Annotated in this window: 16 protein-coding genes; 7 read left to right on the top strand and 9 right to left on the bottom strand. The window is 39.9% G+C overall.

Annotated features, from left to right (window positions below; translation table 11 throughout):
* Window positions 1-7: 7 nt before the first annotated feature.
* From ACH11B_RS16750 to ACH11B_RS16735, 4 genes are all read right to left on the bottom strand, one after another.
* Window positions 8-1,366 carry an acyl-CoA dehydrogenase family protein gene (locus ACH11B_RS16750; RefSeq protein WP_377609362.1) on the bottom strand — a complete coding sequence of 453 codons (1,359 nt, stop codon included), beginning with the start codon at window positions 1,364-1,366 and terminating at the stop codon, window positions 8-10.
* Between the two features lie 76 nt (window positions 1,367-1,442).
* The gene (gene bshB1, locus ACH11B_RS16745; protein WP_013666264.1) at window positions 1,443-2,165 is read right to left on the bottom strand and encodes a bacillithiol biosynthesis deacetylase BshB1; all 723 of its coding nucleotides are present in this window, start codon (window positions 2,163-2,165) and stop codon (window positions 1,443-1,445) included.
* Between the two features lie 34 nt (window positions 2,166-2,199).
* Window positions 2,200-2,685: a glutathione peroxidase gene (locus ACH11B_RS16740; RefSeq protein ID WP_377609364.1), complete on the bottom strand. Its 486-nt coding sequence runs from the start codon at window positions 2,683-2,685 to the stop codon at window positions 2,200-2,202.
* Window positions 2,685-3,323 (bottom strand): DUF4294 domain-containing protein, encoded by a 639-nt coding sequence (locus ACH11B_RS16735; protein WP_377609366.1) that lies wholly within the window; start codon window positions 3,321-3,323, stop codon window positions 2,685-2,687. The genes ACH11B_RS16740 and ACH11B_RS16735 overlap by 1 nt, the downstream gene beginning before the upstream one ends.
* 148 nt (window positions 3,324-3,471) lie before the next feature.
* On the opposite strand from ACH11B_RS16735, the gene ACH11B_RS16730 reads away from it, so the two are divergent.
* The 4 genes from ACH11B_RS16730 (at window position 3,472) to ACH11B_RS16715 (ending at window position 9,121) form a co-directional block, all read left to right on the top strand.
* Window positions 3,472-5,685, top strand: a complete 2,214-nt coding sequence (locus tag ACH11B_RS16730; protein ID WP_013666261.1) for a bifunctional (p)ppGpp synthetase/guanosine-3',5'-bis(diphosphate) 3'-pyrophosphohydrolase — start codon at window positions 3,472-3,474, stop codon at window positions 5,683-5,685.
* Window positions 5,686-5,871: 186 nt separating this feature from the next.
* Window positions 5,872-6,372, top strand: coding sequence for a Fur family transcriptional regulator (locus tag ACH11B_RS16725; protein ID WP_013666260.1), 501 nt, complete (start codon window positions 5,872-5,874; stop codon window positions 6,370-6,372).
* 185 nt (window positions 6,373-6,557) lie between these two features.
* Window positions 6,558-7,832, top strand: a complete 1,275-nt coding sequence (locus ACH11B_RS16720; protein WP_130857487.1) for an adenylosuccinate synthase — start codon at window positions 6,558-6,560, stop codon at window positions 7,830-7,832.
* Window positions 7,833-7,837: 5 nt separating this feature from the next.
* Complete coding sequence (locus ACH11B_RS16715; RefSeq protein WP_377609367.1) at window positions 7,838-9,121, top strand: anthranilate synthase component I family protein; 1,284 nt, start codon at window positions 7,838-7,840, stop codon at window positions 9,119-9,121.
* A gap of 61 nt (window positions 9,122-9,182) precedes the next feature.
* On the opposite strand, the gene ACH11B_RS16710 is transcribed toward ACH11B_RS16715, so the two are convergent.
* The 4 genes from ACH11B_RS16710 to ACH11B_RS16695 form a co-directional block, all read right to left on the bottom strand.
* Window positions 9,183-9,989 carry a M48 family metallopeptidase gene (locus tag ACH11B_RS16710; protein WP_013666257.1) on the bottom strand — a complete coding sequence of 269 codons (807 nt, stop codon included), beginning with the start codon at window positions 9,987-9,989 and terminating at the stop codon, window positions 9,183-9,185.
* A 52-nt stretch (window positions 9,990-10,041) separates the two neighbouring features.
* Complete coding sequence (gene plsY, locus ACH11B_RS16705; RefSeq protein ID WP_013666256.1) at window positions 10,042-10,689, bottom strand: glycerol-3-phosphate 1-O-acyltransferase PlsY; 648 nt, start codon at window positions 10,687-10,689, stop codon at window positions 10,042-10,044.
* Between the two features lie 51 nt (window positions 10,690-10,740).
* On the bottom strand, window positions 10,741-11,601 hold the full coding sequence (nadC, locus tag ACH11B_RS16700) for a carboxylating nicotinate-nucleotide diphosphorylase (protein ID WP_207303786.1): 861 nt from the start codon (window positions 11,599-11,601) through the stop codon (window positions 10,741-10,743).
* Between the two features lie 98 nt (window positions 11,602-11,699).
* Complete coding sequence (locus ACH11B_RS16695; RefSeq protein WP_013666254.1) at window positions 11,700-12,104, bottom strand: DUF4783 domain-containing protein; 405 nt, start codon at window positions 12,102-12,104, stop codon at window positions 11,700-11,702.
* Window positions 12,105-12,324: 220 nt separating this feature from the next.
* Between ACH11B_RS16695 and gpmI the strand changes: the two genes are divergently transcribed.
* Window positions 12,325-13,845: a 2,3-bisphosphoglycerate-independent phosphoglycerate mutase gene (gpmI, locus tag ACH11B_RS16690; protein ID WP_130857343.1), complete on the top strand. Its 1,521-nt coding sequence runs from the start codon at window positions 12,325-12,327 to the stop codon at window positions 13,843-13,845.
* Between the two features lie 114 nt (window positions 13,846-13,959).
* Window positions 13,960-14,502 (top strand): hypothetical protein, encoded by a 543-nt coding sequence (locus tag ACH11B_RS16685; protein WP_289552886.1) that lies wholly within the window; start codon window positions 13,960-13,962, stop codon window positions 14,500-14,502.
* Between the two features lie 62 nt (window positions 14,503-14,564).
* Here the strand turns inward: ACH11B_RS16685 and ACH11B_RS16680 are convergent, their stop codons facing one another.
* Entirely contained in the window at window positions 14,565-15,236 is a 672-nt protein-coding gene (locus ACH11B_RS16680) for a tetratricopeptide repeat protein (RefSeq protein ID WP_013666251.1), read from the bottom strand.
* Window positions 15,237-15,610: 374 nt separating this feature from the next.
* On the opposite strand from ACH11B_RS16680, the gene lon reads away from it, so the two are divergent.
* Window positions 15,611-18,067 (top strand): endopeptidase La, encoded by a 2,457-nt coding sequence (lon, locus tag ACH11B_RS16675; protein WP_013666250.1) that lies wholly within the window; start codon window positions 15,611-15,613, stop codon window positions 18,065-18,067.
* Window positions 18,068-18,124: the final 57 nt, after the last annotated feature.

The following is an 18,124-nucleotide window of genomic DNA, read 5'->3' as shown; positions in this document are numbered from 1 at the left end:
TAAAGCACTATACGAACGCGCTCATTCCGGTAATCGCCCTCCCAACAATAAGGGAGTTAATTTCTTTGGTCCCTTCATATGAGTAGATCGCTTCAGCATCGGCAACGAAACGAGCCACATCATGCTCCAAAAGGATACCGTTCCCGCCCATCACTTCTCGGGCCTGTCCTACGATGTCACGTGTTCGTAACGAGCAAAAAACCTTTGCCAAGGAGGCGTGCTCATCCTTTAATTGCCCGGCATCCTGTAGCTCAGAAAGGCGAAAAACCAGCGTTTGCATAGCTGTTAAATTAGAAAGCATCTCCACTAAATGATTTTGTATTAATTGAAAAGAAGCTATCGGCTTGCCAAACTGCTTTCTTTTCCGGGTGTAATCGAGCGCGCTCTCATAAGCCCCACGTGCACATCCAACCGCCATCCAAGCCACCCCTGCACGGGTCATACGCAATACATTGGCCGTATCTTTAAAAGAATTAGCGTGAGGTAAACGGTCTTTTTCTTCAATTACACAGTCCTTTAAAGTGATTAGCCCATTTTGGACAATTCTTAATGCCATTTTCCCTTTTATTTTTTCGACAGAAAAGCCTGGTGTATCTTTTTTCAAAATAAAGCCCTTCACCTGGCCATCATCCAAATCGCGCGCCCATATAACAATAAGATCAGCAAAAGTTGCATTTCCAATCCATTTCTTCTGCCCGTTCAACACCCATCCCTCCGCCGTTCGCTTACAGGTTGTCGTTAAACCACCGGCGGCACCTGAACCAACTTCCGGCTCTGTTAAGCCGAACGCACCTATCTTCTGCATTTTATTCATCTGCGGCAACCACTCTTGCTTTTGCTCTTCAGAGCCACACAAATAAATCGATCCCATTGCCAAGCCGCTCTGAACCCCGAAAAAAGTTGCTATGGAAGCATCTACCCGAGCCATTTCCATGGCCAATACACCCTCCATTAAAAATGATTTATTCGGACAACCATAACCGTTATAAGTAATGCCCGCCAAACCAAGTTCGCCAAATTTAGGAATCAGCTCAAATGGGAACTCGTCATGCAACCAGTATTTATTCACCAAGGGTTTTACTTCTTGTTCCATAAATTGGCGTATTCGGAGTTGCAAAGCACGATCTTCTGCACTTAATCGGTCGCTTAGCTCATAAAAATCCCCATTAATCGGAGGTAGCTCTTTCTTTTTCCCGTCGCCGTCCATCATTTTCAAAAGTCCCTTCAACTGATTATCATCTAATTTTGAAAAACCATCCATCACTTTAACGAGGTCAACTTTTTGGGAGATTTTTGATAACTGATCAAAATCAATATGCTTGAGCAAACGAAAGGTTTCTTTTATTTTAGTGAACGTATTTGACATATTTTTAGGTTTTAGAATATGATAACAAAATAAAGAAGAAAGTGTTTAACATCTCACTTTTTTCCATTCATAAAGCTTACCGCAGATTAAAGAGGTTATCTACGCCTAATAATCTCTTACAAGTAAAGCCCTCGGCGTATTTAGCTCCGATATACTTGCCATATTCTCTAGCCCGAGCTTCGATTATATTTAAGAAGTCCGGATTAGATATATAGGTTTGCGGCTCTTCAACAGCATAATCTTCATTAAAAAACTGCGATTTGAAAGCACGAATACTTTCAATCTTCTGATCCCAATAATCACTCACATCTACAACAATATCCGGCTTAATATAATGATCTTGGATGAGCTGCAATAGAAGCCTCGGACGATGAGGTTCCTGATAGGTTTCATCTACCTTTGTTTCGATTCGTCGCAGTCCCGATAAAAAGCAAGCATCTGTTATTAATTCACCCGCTCTCCCATGATCAGGGTGCCTGTCATATAAAGCATTTCCAATGATAATCTCAGGTTGATATTTTCTAATGGCTTTTATGAGTTCAAGTTGCTCATACTCTTCATTTTTGAAAAAACCATCTCGCAGGCCCAAATTCTCTCTAGCACTCAGTCCAAGTATAATACTTGAATCCGCAGCTTCCTTCGCTCTGCTCTCAACGGTGCCTCTTGTACCTAATTCGCCTCGCGTCAGATCAACTATACCCACCCTTTTTCCTAGTGCAACATGCTTTAAAATAGTACCCGAACATCCCAGCTCTGCATCATCGGGATGTACAGTAATTACTAATATATCTAATTTCACGTGTTATTATTTTATATTACCTAATGTGCATTTATTACAGAAACCGTTCTATTTTCCGAATCAAGCGTCTCGATAAGGGCTGCGTAAAACTATAAAAATAGTCAACAACACGCCCCTCTCTATCGATTAGATATTTATGAAAGTTCCACAGCGGCTTGCTATTGATTCGGCCATTCAACAATTTATCACCAAGAAACTTGTACAATGGATGGGCTTCAGGGCCCTTCACTTTGATACGATCATAAACTGAAAAACTTAACTTTTGCTCAATACTACAATAATGCTGCAATGCCATACCACTCAAACGCTCCTGACTTCCGAAGTCATTTGAAGGAAAGGCCAATATTTCAAAGCCTCGATCTTTATAGCGTTCATAAAGCTTTTCCAATTGTTGATATTGGGGCGTAAAGCCGCAAGCACTGGCTGTATTTACGACTAATAAAACCTTGCCTTGATAAATGTTAAAATCAACCACGGAGCCATCAGGCTTCATTGCACAAAATTGGTATATAGCATCCATTAATAGAAGTAACGATTGTTGTTGGCGTAGTTCCGGATAATAGTTTCTATTTCGCGGTCTTCGTCAGGGTCATAGGTATTCTTTAAATTATGACCAAATATTTTCGCCACAGATTGATAAAAAAAAGCAGATACTCCACCCCTTAGCTCTTTCACTAGCTCGTAGCTGGAATTACCCGTTTGTCTATTGATAAGTTTTATTAATATTTCCCCTTGAGATACCGACATGTTTTTTATCTCTCGGTTAAACATCGCTTTAATCTCTTTCTCGCAATCTTTGATAAGCCTTTTTTGATCCTTTTTTTTGGGCGTTATCGCTAGATCGCGCTGTAATTTATCATAACGGTCTTCTGCAAATTTGGCATACGGAAGTACTTTTAAGACATTATACTTTAAGCGATTATATCGAGCTCTGTCTGCCGGTGTTTTAAAAATCCGATAATCGGTAATCACGACCTCCCTCAATAAAATCCAAGGTATCCGTTCACCGTCAACAATGGTTGTTGGTAACATAATTGGCGTGATATTTGAGGCATTGTTAGAAGTATTAGCTAAACTATCTTTATTAACCTGCTGTGCCAAGCCCTCTCTACCAAAAAAAAGCAGTAAATAAATTAACATTAAACGTAAAAATTTCATAGATTTAGCTCTTACTAAACTTCCAATAAAGTTAAATAAAAATTGACGACTAATACAATTTTTATTAAACCTTCCGAGACATTTACAATCTCAAAGGTAGGAAATAAATTTTTTGCATATAGAATAGATATTTACGAAATTGAGGACCATGAAGGAATTAGTGATTGATTTAGAGGCTGAGAAAAAAGAGATCTTAAAACGGTATCGGGCGTTATTGCGAGCTTGTAAGCCCACCTTGCAAAAGGGTGACAAGCAGATGATCCGGAGGGCATTTGATATGGCCTTGGAAAACCATAAAGATATGCGCAGGAAATCCGGAGAGCCCTACATTTACCATCCAATCGCTGTTGCCCAAATTGCGGCAGAGGAGATTGGGCTGGGTACTACTTCCATCGTTTGTGCTTTATTACACGACGTGGTGGAAGATACCGATATTACTTTAGATGAAATTGAAAACAAATTCGGCAAAAAAGTAGCTAAAATTATTGATGGCTTAACCAAAATCTCAGGAATCTTTGATCCGAATAGCTCTATACAGGCAGAGAATTTCAGGAAGATGCTCCTTACCCTTGCCGATGATGTACGGGTGATTCTAATTAAATTAGCGGACCGACTGCACAATATGCGAACCATGGAATTCATGGCCCGTGATAAGCAGCTGAAAATCGCTTCTGAAACAAGCTATCTATATGCACCTCTTGCCCATCGTTTAGGTTTGTATGCTATTAAATCGGAGCTGGAAGATCTTTCCATGAAATATACAGATCCTGATACATACAAGTTCATTGCAAGAAAATTAAATGAGAAGAAAGCGGAACGGGAACGTTATATACAGGAATTTATTGGCCCTATTCAGGAAATATTGACGGAGCAGGGAATTAGAGCCAGTGTTTTTGGCCGTCCTAAATCCATTCATTCTATTTGGAACAAGATGCGGAAAAAATCTATACCTTTTGAGGAGGTATACGACTTATTTGCAATCCGTGTTATTATTGACACAACACAGGAAATGGAAAAGGCAGAATGTTGGAAAGCCTATTCCATTGTCACGGATCTATACAGACCTAATCCTGATCGATTGCGTGACTGGATCTCTTCACCTAAAGCAAACGGTTATGAATCTTTGCATACCACCGTTATGGGACCCAAAGGTCAATGGGTTGAAGTACAGATCCGCACCAAACGGATGAATGAAATTGCAGAAAAAGGCTTTGCTGCACATTGGAAGTATAAAGAATCAAACTCCGATAGTGGTCTTGATCAATGGATACAGAAAGTAAGAGATATTTTGAGTAACCCTGAATCCAATGCCTTGGACTTTGTTGATGACTTCAAAATGAATCTCTTTTCAGATGAAATATTCATTTTTACCCCGAAAGGAGCCCTTATTCAGCTTCCTTTAGACGCTACCGCTCTCGACTTTGCTTTTGAAATACATTCCGACTTAGGCGCAAGTTGTATTGGAGCAAAAGTAAACCATAAACTGGTACCCCTTTCACATAAGCTTTCCAATGGTGATCAAGTGGAGATTATCACCTCCAATAAACAAACACCCAAGGAAGATTGGCTGAATTTTGTTGTTACGGCAAAGGCTAAGTCAAAAATAAAATCTGCATTAAAAGAAGAAAAGCGGCGCATAGCGGAAGATGGAAAGGAAATCCTGGAAAGGAAACTTAAATCGATTAAGATTACCTATAACACCGATAATCTCAATAAATTAAGCTCGTTTTTAAAGCTGCCATCTACACAGGAATTGTTCTATAAAGTAGCTAAAGGTGAAATTGACCTAAAACAACTGAAGGAATTTGCAACGGCTGAAAAGTCCGTGGATACTTCAAGCGGAGCCAGTACTAAAATCGAACAACATGTTGACGGCTTACTTAGAAAAGTAGACAAAAAGGATAAAGAAACCTTATTGATTGGCGATGATTTTCAGAAACTCGATTATACACTTTCGGCTTGCTGTAATCCTATTCCAGGAGATGATGTATTCGGTTTTGTAACGGTTAACGATGGTATAAAAATTCACCGCACGAATTGTCCCAACGCGTCTAAATTAATGGCCAATTACGGTTACCGCATCGTGAAAGCCAAATGGACCTCTCAACAGGAATTAGCGTTCCTTACCGGTTTACGCATTGTAGGTATTGATGATGTCGGATTGGTTAACCGGATTACTACGGTTATTTCCCAAGATTTTAAAATCAACATTCGATCGATTACAATCACCAGTAATCAAGGTATTTTTGAAGGATCGATCATGGTGTATGTAAATAATACGGAGCACTTAGATAGCTTGATCAAAAAACTAAAGCAGATTAAAGGCATTACGGGTATTACACGTTTTGATTCAGAGGGATAACGGTAATGGGTTAAATGACCGACAACTGACACCTGGTAACTAAGCACCTAATAGCTCCCGGCTACGAGCTCACATGCTAGCTTTATAAACTGAATGTCAAGGATAACCGCGAAGTTCTTATATACTTTTGGGTTATTTGCATATAACAAGCAATTTAGCTAAGTTTGTACATAATTAAGGATTATTATGTCTACAGCAGAAACAACAAGTATGGTCAGAAAGATTTTCGAGGCATACCTCGAAAATAAAAGCTTGCGCAAAACTCCTGAGCGCTTTGCCATCTTGGAAGAGATATACTCAAGAAACGACCATTTTGATGTGGAATCCCTGTATATCCACATGAAAAATAAAAAATACCGAGTGAGCAGAGCTACCGTTTACAATACATTGGAGCTTTTGGTATCTTGCGATCTGGTGACGAAACACCAATTCGGTAAAAATATGGCCCAATTTGAAAAATCATATGGGTATAAGCAACACGATCATATTATCTGTATCGAATGCGGTAAAGTTGTTGAATTCTGCGACCCCAGAATTCATCAGATACAAAGCATGATGGGAGAGCTTTTAAAGTTTGACATCAAGCATCACTCATTAAATCTATATGGGGTTTGCAGTGAGTGTAACGAAAGCTGCCCTAAAACCGAAGCAAACCAAAGCCGAAATAAAGAGGTTGTTTCAGTTTAGCAATGTACTGTATAATACAATATTTCGAGGTGTTCAAAAAGAAGCATTTCAATTGCTGTCTGTTATCAAAGAAGTGAGCTATTAATTAAACGCTTTATTAGCTCGAAGATAACACTCTTTTTGAGCACCTTTTTTTTGTTTCTCCTATAAATTATTAATTAAACGACATACAATAACAAATCATGATGAAAGTCGATGTGCTTTTGGGCCTACAATGGGGCGACGAAGGTAAGGGTAAAATTGTGGACGTCCTAACGCCACAGTATGATTTAATTGCCCGTTTTCAAGGCGGACCGAATGCCGGACATACACTGGAATTTGACGGGCAAAAATACGTACTGAACACCATTCCCTCCGGCATATTCAATAAAAACACGTTAAATCTAATCGGTAATGGCGTCGTTATCGATCCCATTATTCTCAAAAGAGAGCTTGAAAATTTAAAAAAAAGTGGGTTCGATCCGCTTGCAGAAGGAAAATTAGTGATTGCTCGTAGGGCACACCTTATATTGCCTACGCATCAATTACTCGATGCCGCTTCCGAAAGTAAAATGGGAGCTGGAAAAATTGGATCCACCTTAAAAGGGATTGGACCAACTTACATGGATAAAACCGGGCGCAATGGCATACGTGTGGGTGATACTACCTTACCCGATTTTGAAGAACGCTACCAAAAGCTCGTCGAAAAACACAAAAGTATCCTTTCACATTATGGTGAGATTCCCAACTTTGACGAAAGAGAACAAGCTTTCTTTGAGGCTATTGAATACCTGAAAGCTATTCCTCATGTTGATAGTGATCAATTGGTCAATAATTATCTAAAGGATGGTAAAACGGTATTGGCAGAAGGAGCTCAAGGGACACTATTGGATATTGATTTTGGTTCCTATCCTTTCGTTACGTCTTCTAATACTACAACTGCCGGGGCTTGCACCGGTCTAGGTGTTGCGCCAAAAAATATTGGTCAGGTCATTGGAATTTTCAAAGCCTATTGCACGCGGGTGGGTGGTGGCCCCTTCCCTACGGAATTGGAAAATGAAACCGGCGAAAAGTTGCGTCAAATCGGACATGAATTCGGAGCCACAACAGGCAGATCCCGTCGGACAGGCTGGATTGACCTTCCTGCATTACGCTACGCGATCCAGCTGAATGGTGTAACTGAATTGGTGATGACCAAGGCCGACGTATTAAGTGGATTTGAAGAAGTGAATGTATGTACGCACTATATACATAATGGAGAAAAGATCGATTACATGCCATATGACATCAATACGTTAAAACCTGAACCTGTTTATGAAACCCTAAAAGGGTGGAATGAGGATATTACCGGTATCACTTCGGTTGGTCAAATCCCTACAGCATTAAAGGAATATATTCAATATCTGGAAAAACAATTAGGTGTCAAAATAAAATATTTATCAGTAGGCCCTGATAGAATGCAAACGCTTATTTTGGATTAACCGAGATGACATCCACAGAATATCAGATCGATGATATTGTTAACTTTACAAAGAAAGCCCTTCAATGGGCTTCTTTATTTAATACAGCCTGCTGTTTGGTCAGCCAGGGCGAGCATGATGACGCCTATAGTAAATTTGACGCACTGATCGCCGCAGATGTATTACATGACTTCAAAGATGGTCACGCAGATAGCTTTCAAGCTTTGCAGGCATTCATCAAGGATCATCCCGCGCAATGGGTTCCCGGATTTTTAGCCTATGATCTGAAAAACGAAATAGAGGCCCTACATACCGCCCACCCAAATGAACAGGAAACGCCTAACGCCTATTTTTTCGTACCGAAACATTTGCTACATATTAAAGGCAATACAGTTACAATCCAAAGCGAAACACCATCCGAGATTTATAATGGGGTCGTAAATACCCTATTCGTTCCGCCTTCTTTTGTTTTCACAGGAACTGTACAGGCTAAAATGTCTAAGGAGAATTACATAAATGTATTCCAAAAATTACTGCGGCATATTCATCAAGGAGATATTTACGAGGTGAATCTTTGTCAGGAATTTTTTGCCGAAGATGTGGTCCTTACACCAATAGAGGCTTTTCTTCAATTGAGCGAACTATCCCCCACCCCTTTCTCTGCTTATTTCAAAACGGGGGAGCATCACATTATATCGGCTTCTCCGGAAAGGTTTCTGGCGAAAAGAAACCGTTTGTTAATCTCGCAGCCTATTAAGGGAACGGCACCTCGTGGAAAAACGGAGGAGGAAGACATTGCATTAATCAACAAACTTAAAACTGATGGAAAAGAAATCAGTGAAAATATCATGATCGTAGATTTGGTACGAAATGATTTAACGAGAAGTGCTGAACCGGCTTCTGTCAAAGTAAAGGAGCTGATGGGCGTTTATAGTTTTAAACAGGTACATCAACTTATTTCTACGATCACTGCAGTGGGGAGAGAAAATTTAGAGAATACAACCGGTATTCGGAATACATTTCCCGCAGGTTCAATGACGGGCGCTCCCAAAGTGAGCGCGATGCGATTAATAGACAGGTATGAGTCTAGTCGAAGAGGCCTATATGCTGGCAGTATTGGTTACTTTGCGCCTGATGGAGATTATGACTTCAACGTCGTAATTCGTTCCCTTTTATACAATGCTCATAAGAAAAGGCTTTCCTTCCACGTTGGCGGGGCAATAACTGCCGGAGCAGACGCCTTGACCGAATACGAAGAGTGCCTGCTAAAAGCGCGGGCTATCCTGGAATTGTTAGGTACTCAAATTTAACCTTAATCATAAACATGGCCGCATCCGTCGTCTCTTCATCCCTCCCGGAAGCTAAGACACCTTACTTTTTATAATACCGCATCGCTTCCGGAATCAGTCTTTGAATATCAGCAATACGCCTTTGATCACTAGGGTGTGTACTTAAAAATTCAGGAGGTTTCTGTCCGCCTGCCCGGGAAGACATTCGTTGCCAAAACGCCGTCGCTTCATTCGGATTATATCCTGCCATCGCCATAAAGGTTAATCCCATTCGATCGGCTTCGCTCTCTTGATTTCTCGAGTATTTTAGTAATGCCACTTGGCTACCTACACCATATAACTGGCTGACAAGGACTTGTGTTAATTGAGATTTTTTGGATGTCGCTAATCCCACCCCGACGCCAATACCTTGGGCAGCCATCACGTTAGAGGCCCGTTCAGATGAGTGCCTTGCAATTGCATGCGCAATTTCGTGCCCCATGACAGTAGCTAAACCAGCTTCGTTTTCCGTAACCGGTAAAATTCCTGTGTATACAGCTACTTTACCGCCCGGCATACACCAAGCATTCACTTGTTTGTCGTCAATTAAGTTAAACTCCCAACTAAACTGGTATTGATCAGCATATCCCTGCTGTTGTAAGTAAGTTTCTACGGCCCGTGCTATTTTACGGCCCACATTCTGTACCAATTGTGCATTAGCTGTGCCTTTTATAACTTTGGTTTTCGGGTCGCTTAAAAGCTCGCGATAAGCAAGCGTCGCCTGTTGTTGCATCGTTTTATCGTCTACCAAACTTAATTGCTTTCTTCCCGTTAAGGGTACGGTAGAACATGCTGCAAAAAAAACGAGTAAAAGTAATGAACCAAATAATTTAGTTTTATTCCAATTCATAATGATGATTATATTTGAAAAATACAGCAATTGTTGTGCCGATATGACGACTTTACGTATTCTTCTTTTTAAACAATGTGATTTTTGATTCCTTGCCTTTCAGTAGTCGCTCAATATTCTTTTGGTGTGTAACGAGTATAAGCGCGCAAATACACATACCATATAATAACAACGACTTATAGGGTGTTTGAAAAACAAAAACGATGCTAAAAGGAAAAGTAAAACCAGCTAAAATAGATCCCAAGGAAACGTAACGGGTAAGCATCAGCACACAGATAAAAACACCTACACATAATAAAGCTGCTTGTAAATGCACGGCCAGTACCATTCCAAATAATGTCGCAACCCCTTTCCCGCCCCGAAATCCGGCAAACAGAGGGAATAAGTGTCCCATAACGGCGATTACCCCTAACGCAAGTTGGTAATTAATAAAGAGTACAGAACTTGTAGGTCCGGTAATGGAAACACCGATAAAGTAAGCTAAATTTGTTGCAGTCCACCCCTTCAGAATATCGATAATCATAACAGCAACGCCGGCTTTGGCACCTAGGACCCTGAACGTATTAGTAGCTCCTGCGTTTCCGCTGCCATATTCCCTTACATCTACGCCATAAAAAGATTGTCCGAGCCAAACGGCTGTTGGTATGGATCCAAAAAAATACGCAACCAGAAGTGCAATAATGGCATTAATCGATGTCATCGGGTACAATGATACTAAAAAGGAAAATCTTATTAGTAAAAAATCTTAACTTTAGTTAACAATCTGAGCTTTCAAACTCATATCAAGGCTCTTAACGGAATGCGTTAAAGCGCCTATAGAAATATAGTTAACGCCGCAATCCGCAAATTGTTTAGCATTTTCAAGGGTAATGCCTCCAGATGCCTCTGTTATAAACCTTCCGTCAACTAAATTCACCGCACGCTTTAACGTTTTGAAATCAAAATTATCCAATAAGATCCGATCAACACGACCAAAATCAAGTACAGCTTGAAGTTCCTCCAAATTTCGGACCTCAATCTCTATTTGGATTGCTTTTTTCAAAGATCGTTTATATTCATGTGCAGCCGATAAAGCAGCGGCAATTCCCCCTGCATAGTCCACATGATTGTCTTTGATCAATATCATATCATATAGGCCAAAACGGTGATTAACACCTCCGCCTATACGCACCGCCTCTTTCTCTAAAAAGCGAATTCCCGGTGTCGTTTTTCGTGTATCAAGCACTTTTGTCTCTGTGCCTGCCAACAGCTTCACAACCTTATGAGTTGTTGTTGCAATACCGCTCATCCGCTGCATCACATTAAGTACTAAACGTTCTGCTATTAAAATGGAATGAATACTGCCTGCTACGAATAAGACAATATCACCAACGGCAACTTCACCACCATCGTTCTGTTGAATGGTGATTTGCAAGGAGGGATCTACTTCGCGGAAAATAGCAACAGCTACCTCTACCCCTGCTAAAATCCCGTCTTCCTTAATTATTAACTTGGCAATTCCCTGCTTTCCGGACGGAATGGTAGACAAAGAAGTATGATCGCCATCGCCAACATCCTCCTGCAGCGCCTGCTTTATAAAGTCACTAAGTTGTTTCTTATCTATTGTGCTCATATTGTAAATCGGCTCCAAACCTAGTGAAAATTTCGTGAATAGAAAAAGTTTTATAACGCTCTTTGACTGTCCTATGCAATGATGAATTTGTTTCGATATTATTTTACCACATCAATACGTATGTCCGTAATTAAAAATTTAGAGTTGAAATTTTTGAGAGACAGGGAAACCCTAAACTTCTCGGTGGAGGAGATCAATTCGACGACAGCATAACGGTTACTGGCATTTGTTTCCATTCTATGAAGAATTTTTCCACTTCTAAATGTATGTCTGTCAAAAAAATTGTGAAGTAATATTTCGGCCTGGTTTTTTGAATAGGTGTTACTTTCTTCCAATAAAGAAAGACTTACCGTACTGGACAAATAAAAGGATAACTCCTTACTGTTCCCGGTTCTAAAGCAATTTGTAATATTATCAATCAAATCGTCTATACGGGAATAAACAACATGAGACTTTAGGTTGGTAAAAAAAAGAAGCAATATAATACACGCACTTTTCATCATCCCGACAGATAAGAATTTAGCTCAATTACGTTAACACTTGCAATTATGTACATTTTATAGCACGATACTTTCTGCTGCATATTGCAGCTAAAAGCATGCCATTTTGTCTATTTTTTTGTCAAGGCACACCTATTTACCAATATTTAAAAAAAATTGAGCAAAGGATCATTTTTTGTATTAGGTTTGTGAAAAGAGAAAATAAAATAAAAGAATAGCAAAAATGAAGAAAGCAATGCTCATAATTCTTGACGGTCTTGGTTACGGCAAGAATGATGATTCCAATGCGGTAAAAGCCGCCAATACACCCTTTTTAGATCATTTATTAAGTTCATACCCGCACTCCAAACTGGAGGCGTCCGGTGAAGCTGTTGGTTTACCGAACGGACAGATGGGAAATTCAGAAGTAGGACATATGAACTTAGGTGCTGGCCGTATTGTATATCAAGAGCTTGGCCGTATTCATAAAGCGGTAGAAGATGGCGAACTAAATCAAAATACTATTCTTCAACAGGCATTTGCCTACGCCAACACTGAAGGCAAATCGGTACATTTTATCGGCTTGGTTTCTGACGGCGGAGTTCACGCACATACCAAACATCTTCGCGGTTTATGCGATGCAGCTGAAAACGCAGGCTTAACGGAAAATGTCTTTATCCACGCCTTTTTAGACGGTAGAGATACTGATCCACACTCGGGTGTAAATTATATTGCCGAATTAGAAAAATATTTGGCAGGTCGCCGGGCAAAGCTTGCCTCTGCAATCGGGCGTTATTATGCAATGGATAGAGATAACCGATGGGAAAGGGTGAAAGAAGCCTATGATCTCCTGGTTCACGGACAGGGAACGGCAAGCAAAAATCTGATTGATGCAATTCATGCTTCTTATGCAGACGGCGTGACTGACGAGTTTGTAAAGCCAATTGTCAAAGTCGATGAAACAGGCAAACCATTAGCAACTATTCAAGAGGGAGATGTAGTTATCTGTTTTAATTTCCGAACAGATCGTGGGCGTGAAATTACGATAGCGCTAACTCAAAAGGCCTTTCCTGAGTACAATATGACGCCTTTGAATTTAAAGTATATTACAATGACGTCGTATGATGAGACCTTTAAAAATGTGGATGTGATCTTTCAAAAAGACGATATTACCGAAACTTTGGGAGAAGTACTGGAAAAAAATGGTAAGACGCAAGTACGTATAGCCGAAACAGAAAAGTATCCGCACGTAACTTTCTTTTTTTCAGGCGGCAGAGAAACGGAGTTTGTTGGTGAATCAAGAATATTGATCCCTTCTCCAAAAGTAGCAACCTACGATTTGCAACCGGAGATGAGTGCACAAGGTATTGCGGACGCTATTTGTAAAGAAATGGAAAGCAATCATCCGGATTTCGTTTGCTTAAACTTTGCAAACCCCGATATGGTTGGCCATACGGGTGTCTTTAGTGCGGTTGTAAAAGCTGTTGAAACGGTGGATAATTGCACCAAACAAGTAGTGGAAAAAGGTTTACAAGAAGGTTATTCTTTTATAATCATTGCTGACCATGGAAATTCAGAATATATGATAAATGAAGATGGTTCACCTAATACCGCACATACAACCAACTTAGTACCTTGTATTCTAATTGACAAAGATTACCGGCACATAAAAGATGGTAAATTGGGTGATATAGCTCCGACTATCCTGACGCTGTTAAATATTTCGGTTCCTCAAAAGATGACGGGTGAAGTACTCGTTTCCTAATAAAACTAAAATTGCACAGACGAGCGATGAAAAAGCGAAAGCAGTGACCTCAGCTGTGCAATTTTTTATTAACTTCGCCCCTGTATTGGAGAATCTCAGGTGTTTATCTTTCGCATGAAATATTTCCCTTCCCTCACACTACCTATGCTTGCGCTCTTTATGGGCATATCTTGTTCGTCGGACAATGGAGAAATGAAGGTCACTCATCCCCCCTACTTCGACTTGATTTCCTATTTTAAGCAAGAAGCACAATTTTTGCAGAAAAAAAATCCTTTGATCCTTAAAACCGTAGGTAAAAATGAGCAGCGCGAACAAAAGAAGCTAAGGCTAGGCGACTGGCAAAGAGAATTTGAGCTCTTTTCCTCATCTGATATCAACAAGCCGGATTGGCTGCAAAGTTATCGGATCGATTCGGCAGACGGAAAGTTAAGTTACCGTGCGAAGGCGCCCCGGCTTCGAACAAAGCAAATAACCATTTACAAGGATCCTAAAGGTACGGTTAGACACATTCAAATCCTCAACGGAGAAAAAAATTGGCTGTATGAATCGTCTGAACGACTTGATTATTTTCCAGATTCCCTTTATGAGATAGAGAAAGAACAGTCTATCCGAATAATAGGTCGCAACAATTATATCATTACCGGAAGAATCTTATAATTACCAAAAAGCAAAAGGCCTTAGCACTGTTGTGCTAAGGCCTTTTAAAGCCTGTTAATTAGCTATTTAGACAGGTTACTCTTGTAAATCTTCACCTTCTTAATTTCTTTTGCTAAATCTTCTCTTTTAGCATTTGCGCTCAACACGTGCTGTAAATCGTCTATACTTTTTTGATAAGCTTCAGCAGCTTGATCTTTGTCGTAAACAGCGGTAGAATTAGTTCCTTGCAATATCCCTAAGTCGCGATAGGCCATTCCTCTACTTTGGTAATAAGACAAATCATCCGGATTAAGTCTTATAGCATTGGTAAAATCATCGATACTTGCTTGTAACATTTTGCTGCGCTCAGTTTCATTCAATTTACTCTCACTTTGAACAGCTAAGGTGTTCCGTGCTTTGCCTCTCCAATAATAAGCTGAAAAGTTATTTGGGCTCTGGCTAAGAAGTTTTGTAAAAGAAGTAATGGCCTTATTATAATCAGCACATCTGATCTGCGAATATCCCAACATGTAAGTAACAAGTGTATCCGGATTTTTCACTTTTTCTAAAGCATTTACTGCCGCTTTAAAATCCCCATCCATAATCGCCTTATTTCCCAAACGAACGTAGGGATTACTGGATGACGATTGTGACTGAGCGGCTACAGCGCTTACGGAAAAAATAAAAACTCCCAGTAACACCAACTGTTTCATTGATTTACCAAAATTCATAAATTGATAGCGTCTAATGTTCATTAATTAAATTTCTTTTATTCCTTGGGAGGCTATTATGACACCTTGCATAAAGCCTAAAGGTTTATCCCTCTCTAAGATAGCAATCTCATTGCCATTTCGACACAAAAATAAACTAAAAAATGTGTATTTTATTGTATCGCATTAAATATTATTCATTTACAGGCTTTTAAATTTTATTGTAGTATCATTGCATTTATAAAAGATAACAAAGGGCATGACCTGAAAATATGACACAAATGCTAAAAAAGATTGCATAAATAGATATTGGCATAGCGCTTGCAACAATACCTATTCAGTTGTTTACAGAATAAAATAAGCAGGCAGACTGTCATTTTGACCCAAAACCTGTTACAACATAAATATAAAACATACAAATGAGCAAGTTTGATCTATTTGATTTTAACCAAGCATTACCAATCATAAATGAGGACACGGAATTTTTTCCACTATTTACACAGCAAGATGAGGACGATATGAGTAGTGAAGAGTTACCCGAAGTTCTATCCATATTACCTTTAAGAAACACGGTATTATTTCCGGGAGTGGTTATACCGATAACCGTAGGGCGAGACAAATCCATCAAACTAATAAAAGAAGCCTATAAAGGTGATCGCGCCATTGGTGTAGTTGCCCAAAGGGATATGTCAATTGAAGACCCTTCATTCGATCAATTGCACACGGTTGGAACTGTGGCTATGATCATAAAAATGCTGCAGATGCCTGATGGTAACACGACAGTGATCATTCAAGGTAAGCAACGTTTTAGACTCAAAGAGGAAATACAATCGGAACCGTATATCAAAGCTTCCATCGAGCGTTTTATAGAGGAAAAAGCGAAGAAGGAAAAAGAATTCAATGCACTAATTTCTTCTATTAAGGAATTAGCTTTACAAATCATCAACATCTCGCCGAACATACCAAGCGAAACAGGAATAGCCATTAAAAATATTGAAAGCTCTTCTTTTCTAATCAATTTTATCTCTTCCAATATGAATGCTGATTTAACATTAAAGCAGCAACTATTGGAAATGAAGGATGTTAAGGATCGGGCAAATAAAGTGCTTGAACAGCTTACCGCCGAATTACAATTGTTAGAACTAAAAAATCAGATCCAAAACAAAGTTCGGGTTGACCTCGACAAACAGCAACGTGATTATTTTTTGAATCAACAATTAAAAACGATTCAAGAAGAACTGGGTGGCTCAACGCCTGATTTGGAAATCGAGGAGTTAAGGAAAAAATCCCTGGAGAAAAAGTGGAGTAGAGAAGTCGCAACCCATTTCAAAAAAGAATTGGATAAATTAAGCAGGATCAATCCAGCAGCGGCCGATTATTCCGTTCAGCTCAACTATCTCGAGCTCCTGATCGATTTACCTTGGAATGAGTTCAGTAAAGACAACTTCGATTTAAAACGTGCCGAGAAGATTTTAGATAAAGATCATTACGGGTTAGAAAAAGTAAAAAGACGTATTATTGAGTACTTAGCCGTCTTGAAGCTTAAAAGAGACATGAAAGCGCCAATCCTGTGCCTCGTGGGCCCTCCCGGCGTTGGTAAAACTTCATTAGGGAAATCTATTGCTAAGGCCTTAAACCGAAAATACGTTAGAATGGCGTTGGGGGGTGTTCGTGATGAAGCAGAAATCAGAGGGCATCGAAAAACCTACATAGGAGCAATGCCGGGCCGAGTAATCCAATCACTTAAAAAAGCCGGCACTTCAAATCCCGTTTTCGTCTTGGATGAAATCGATAAAGTCGGAAATGATTTTCGAGGCGATCCCTCTTCGGCACTATTGGAAGTCTTGGATCCGGAACAGAACAGCGCTTTTTACGATCATTATGTAGAGATGGACTTTGATCTTTCCAATGTTATGTTTATTGCTACTGCTAACTCTTTAAGTACTGTTCAGCCAGCTTTATTAGATAGAATGGAAATCATTGAGGTAAATGGTTACACAATTGAAGAAAAGATTGAGATCGCAAAAAAACACCTTTTACCTAAACAACGTGAACAGCATGGCCTAACGGCAAAGGATATTTCTTTGAAAGGTAGTGTAATAGAAAAGGTAATAGATGAATATACCCGTGAGTCCGGCGTGCGCGGCCTTGAGAAAAAAATAGGCGCTCTGGTGCGCGGTGCGGCAACCAATATTGTTATGGAAACGCCTATAGGCCCTAGCATCAGTCAGCAGGAAGTTGTTGATATTTTAGGTGCTCCTATTTATGACAAGGATTTATACGAAAGTAACGATGTAGCAGGCGTTGTAACAGGACTAGCATGGACTCAGGTAGGCGGCGATATTCTTTTCATCGAATCAAGTCTGAGCCCCGGTAAGGGAAAACTTACACTGACTGGAAATCTCGGAGACGTAATGAAGGAGTCAGCAGGCATAGCGATGGCTTATCTACGAGCACATGCGGCAGATTTTAAAATAGACTTTGATCTATTTGATAAATGGGACGTGCATATTCACGTACCTGCCGGAGCGACTCCCAAAGACGGTCCTTCTGCGGGCATAACCATGCTCACTGCTTTGGCTTCGTCCTTTACGCAACGCAAGGTGCGCGCCAACTTAGCGATGACCGGTGAAATTACCTTGCGCGGAAAGGTCTTACCGGTTGGAGGTATCAAGGAAAAGATTTTAGCTGCTAAGAGAGCTAATATTAAAGATATTATACTTTGCAAATCTAACAGAAAGGACATCCTGGAAATTAAAGAAGATTATATAAAGGATCTGAACTTTCATTATGTTAACGAAATGAAGGAGGTGGTAGATCTCGCTCTCTTGAAAGAGAAAGTAAAAAAACCTTTGGATTTTAGTATTAATAGATAAGAGAAGTCAAAAGTCAAAAGTCAAAATTCTATACAGCAAAAAAGCTATCGAATTCAA

It is taken from the genome of Olivibacter sp. EAT-5 (assembly GCF_044784325.1).
Taxonomy (GTDB): Bacteria; Bacteroidota; Bacteroidia; order Sphingobacteriales; family Sphingobacteriaceae; genus Olivibacter; species Olivibacter oleidegradans.
This window is presented reverse-complemented; position numbering and strand designations above follow the sequence as displayed.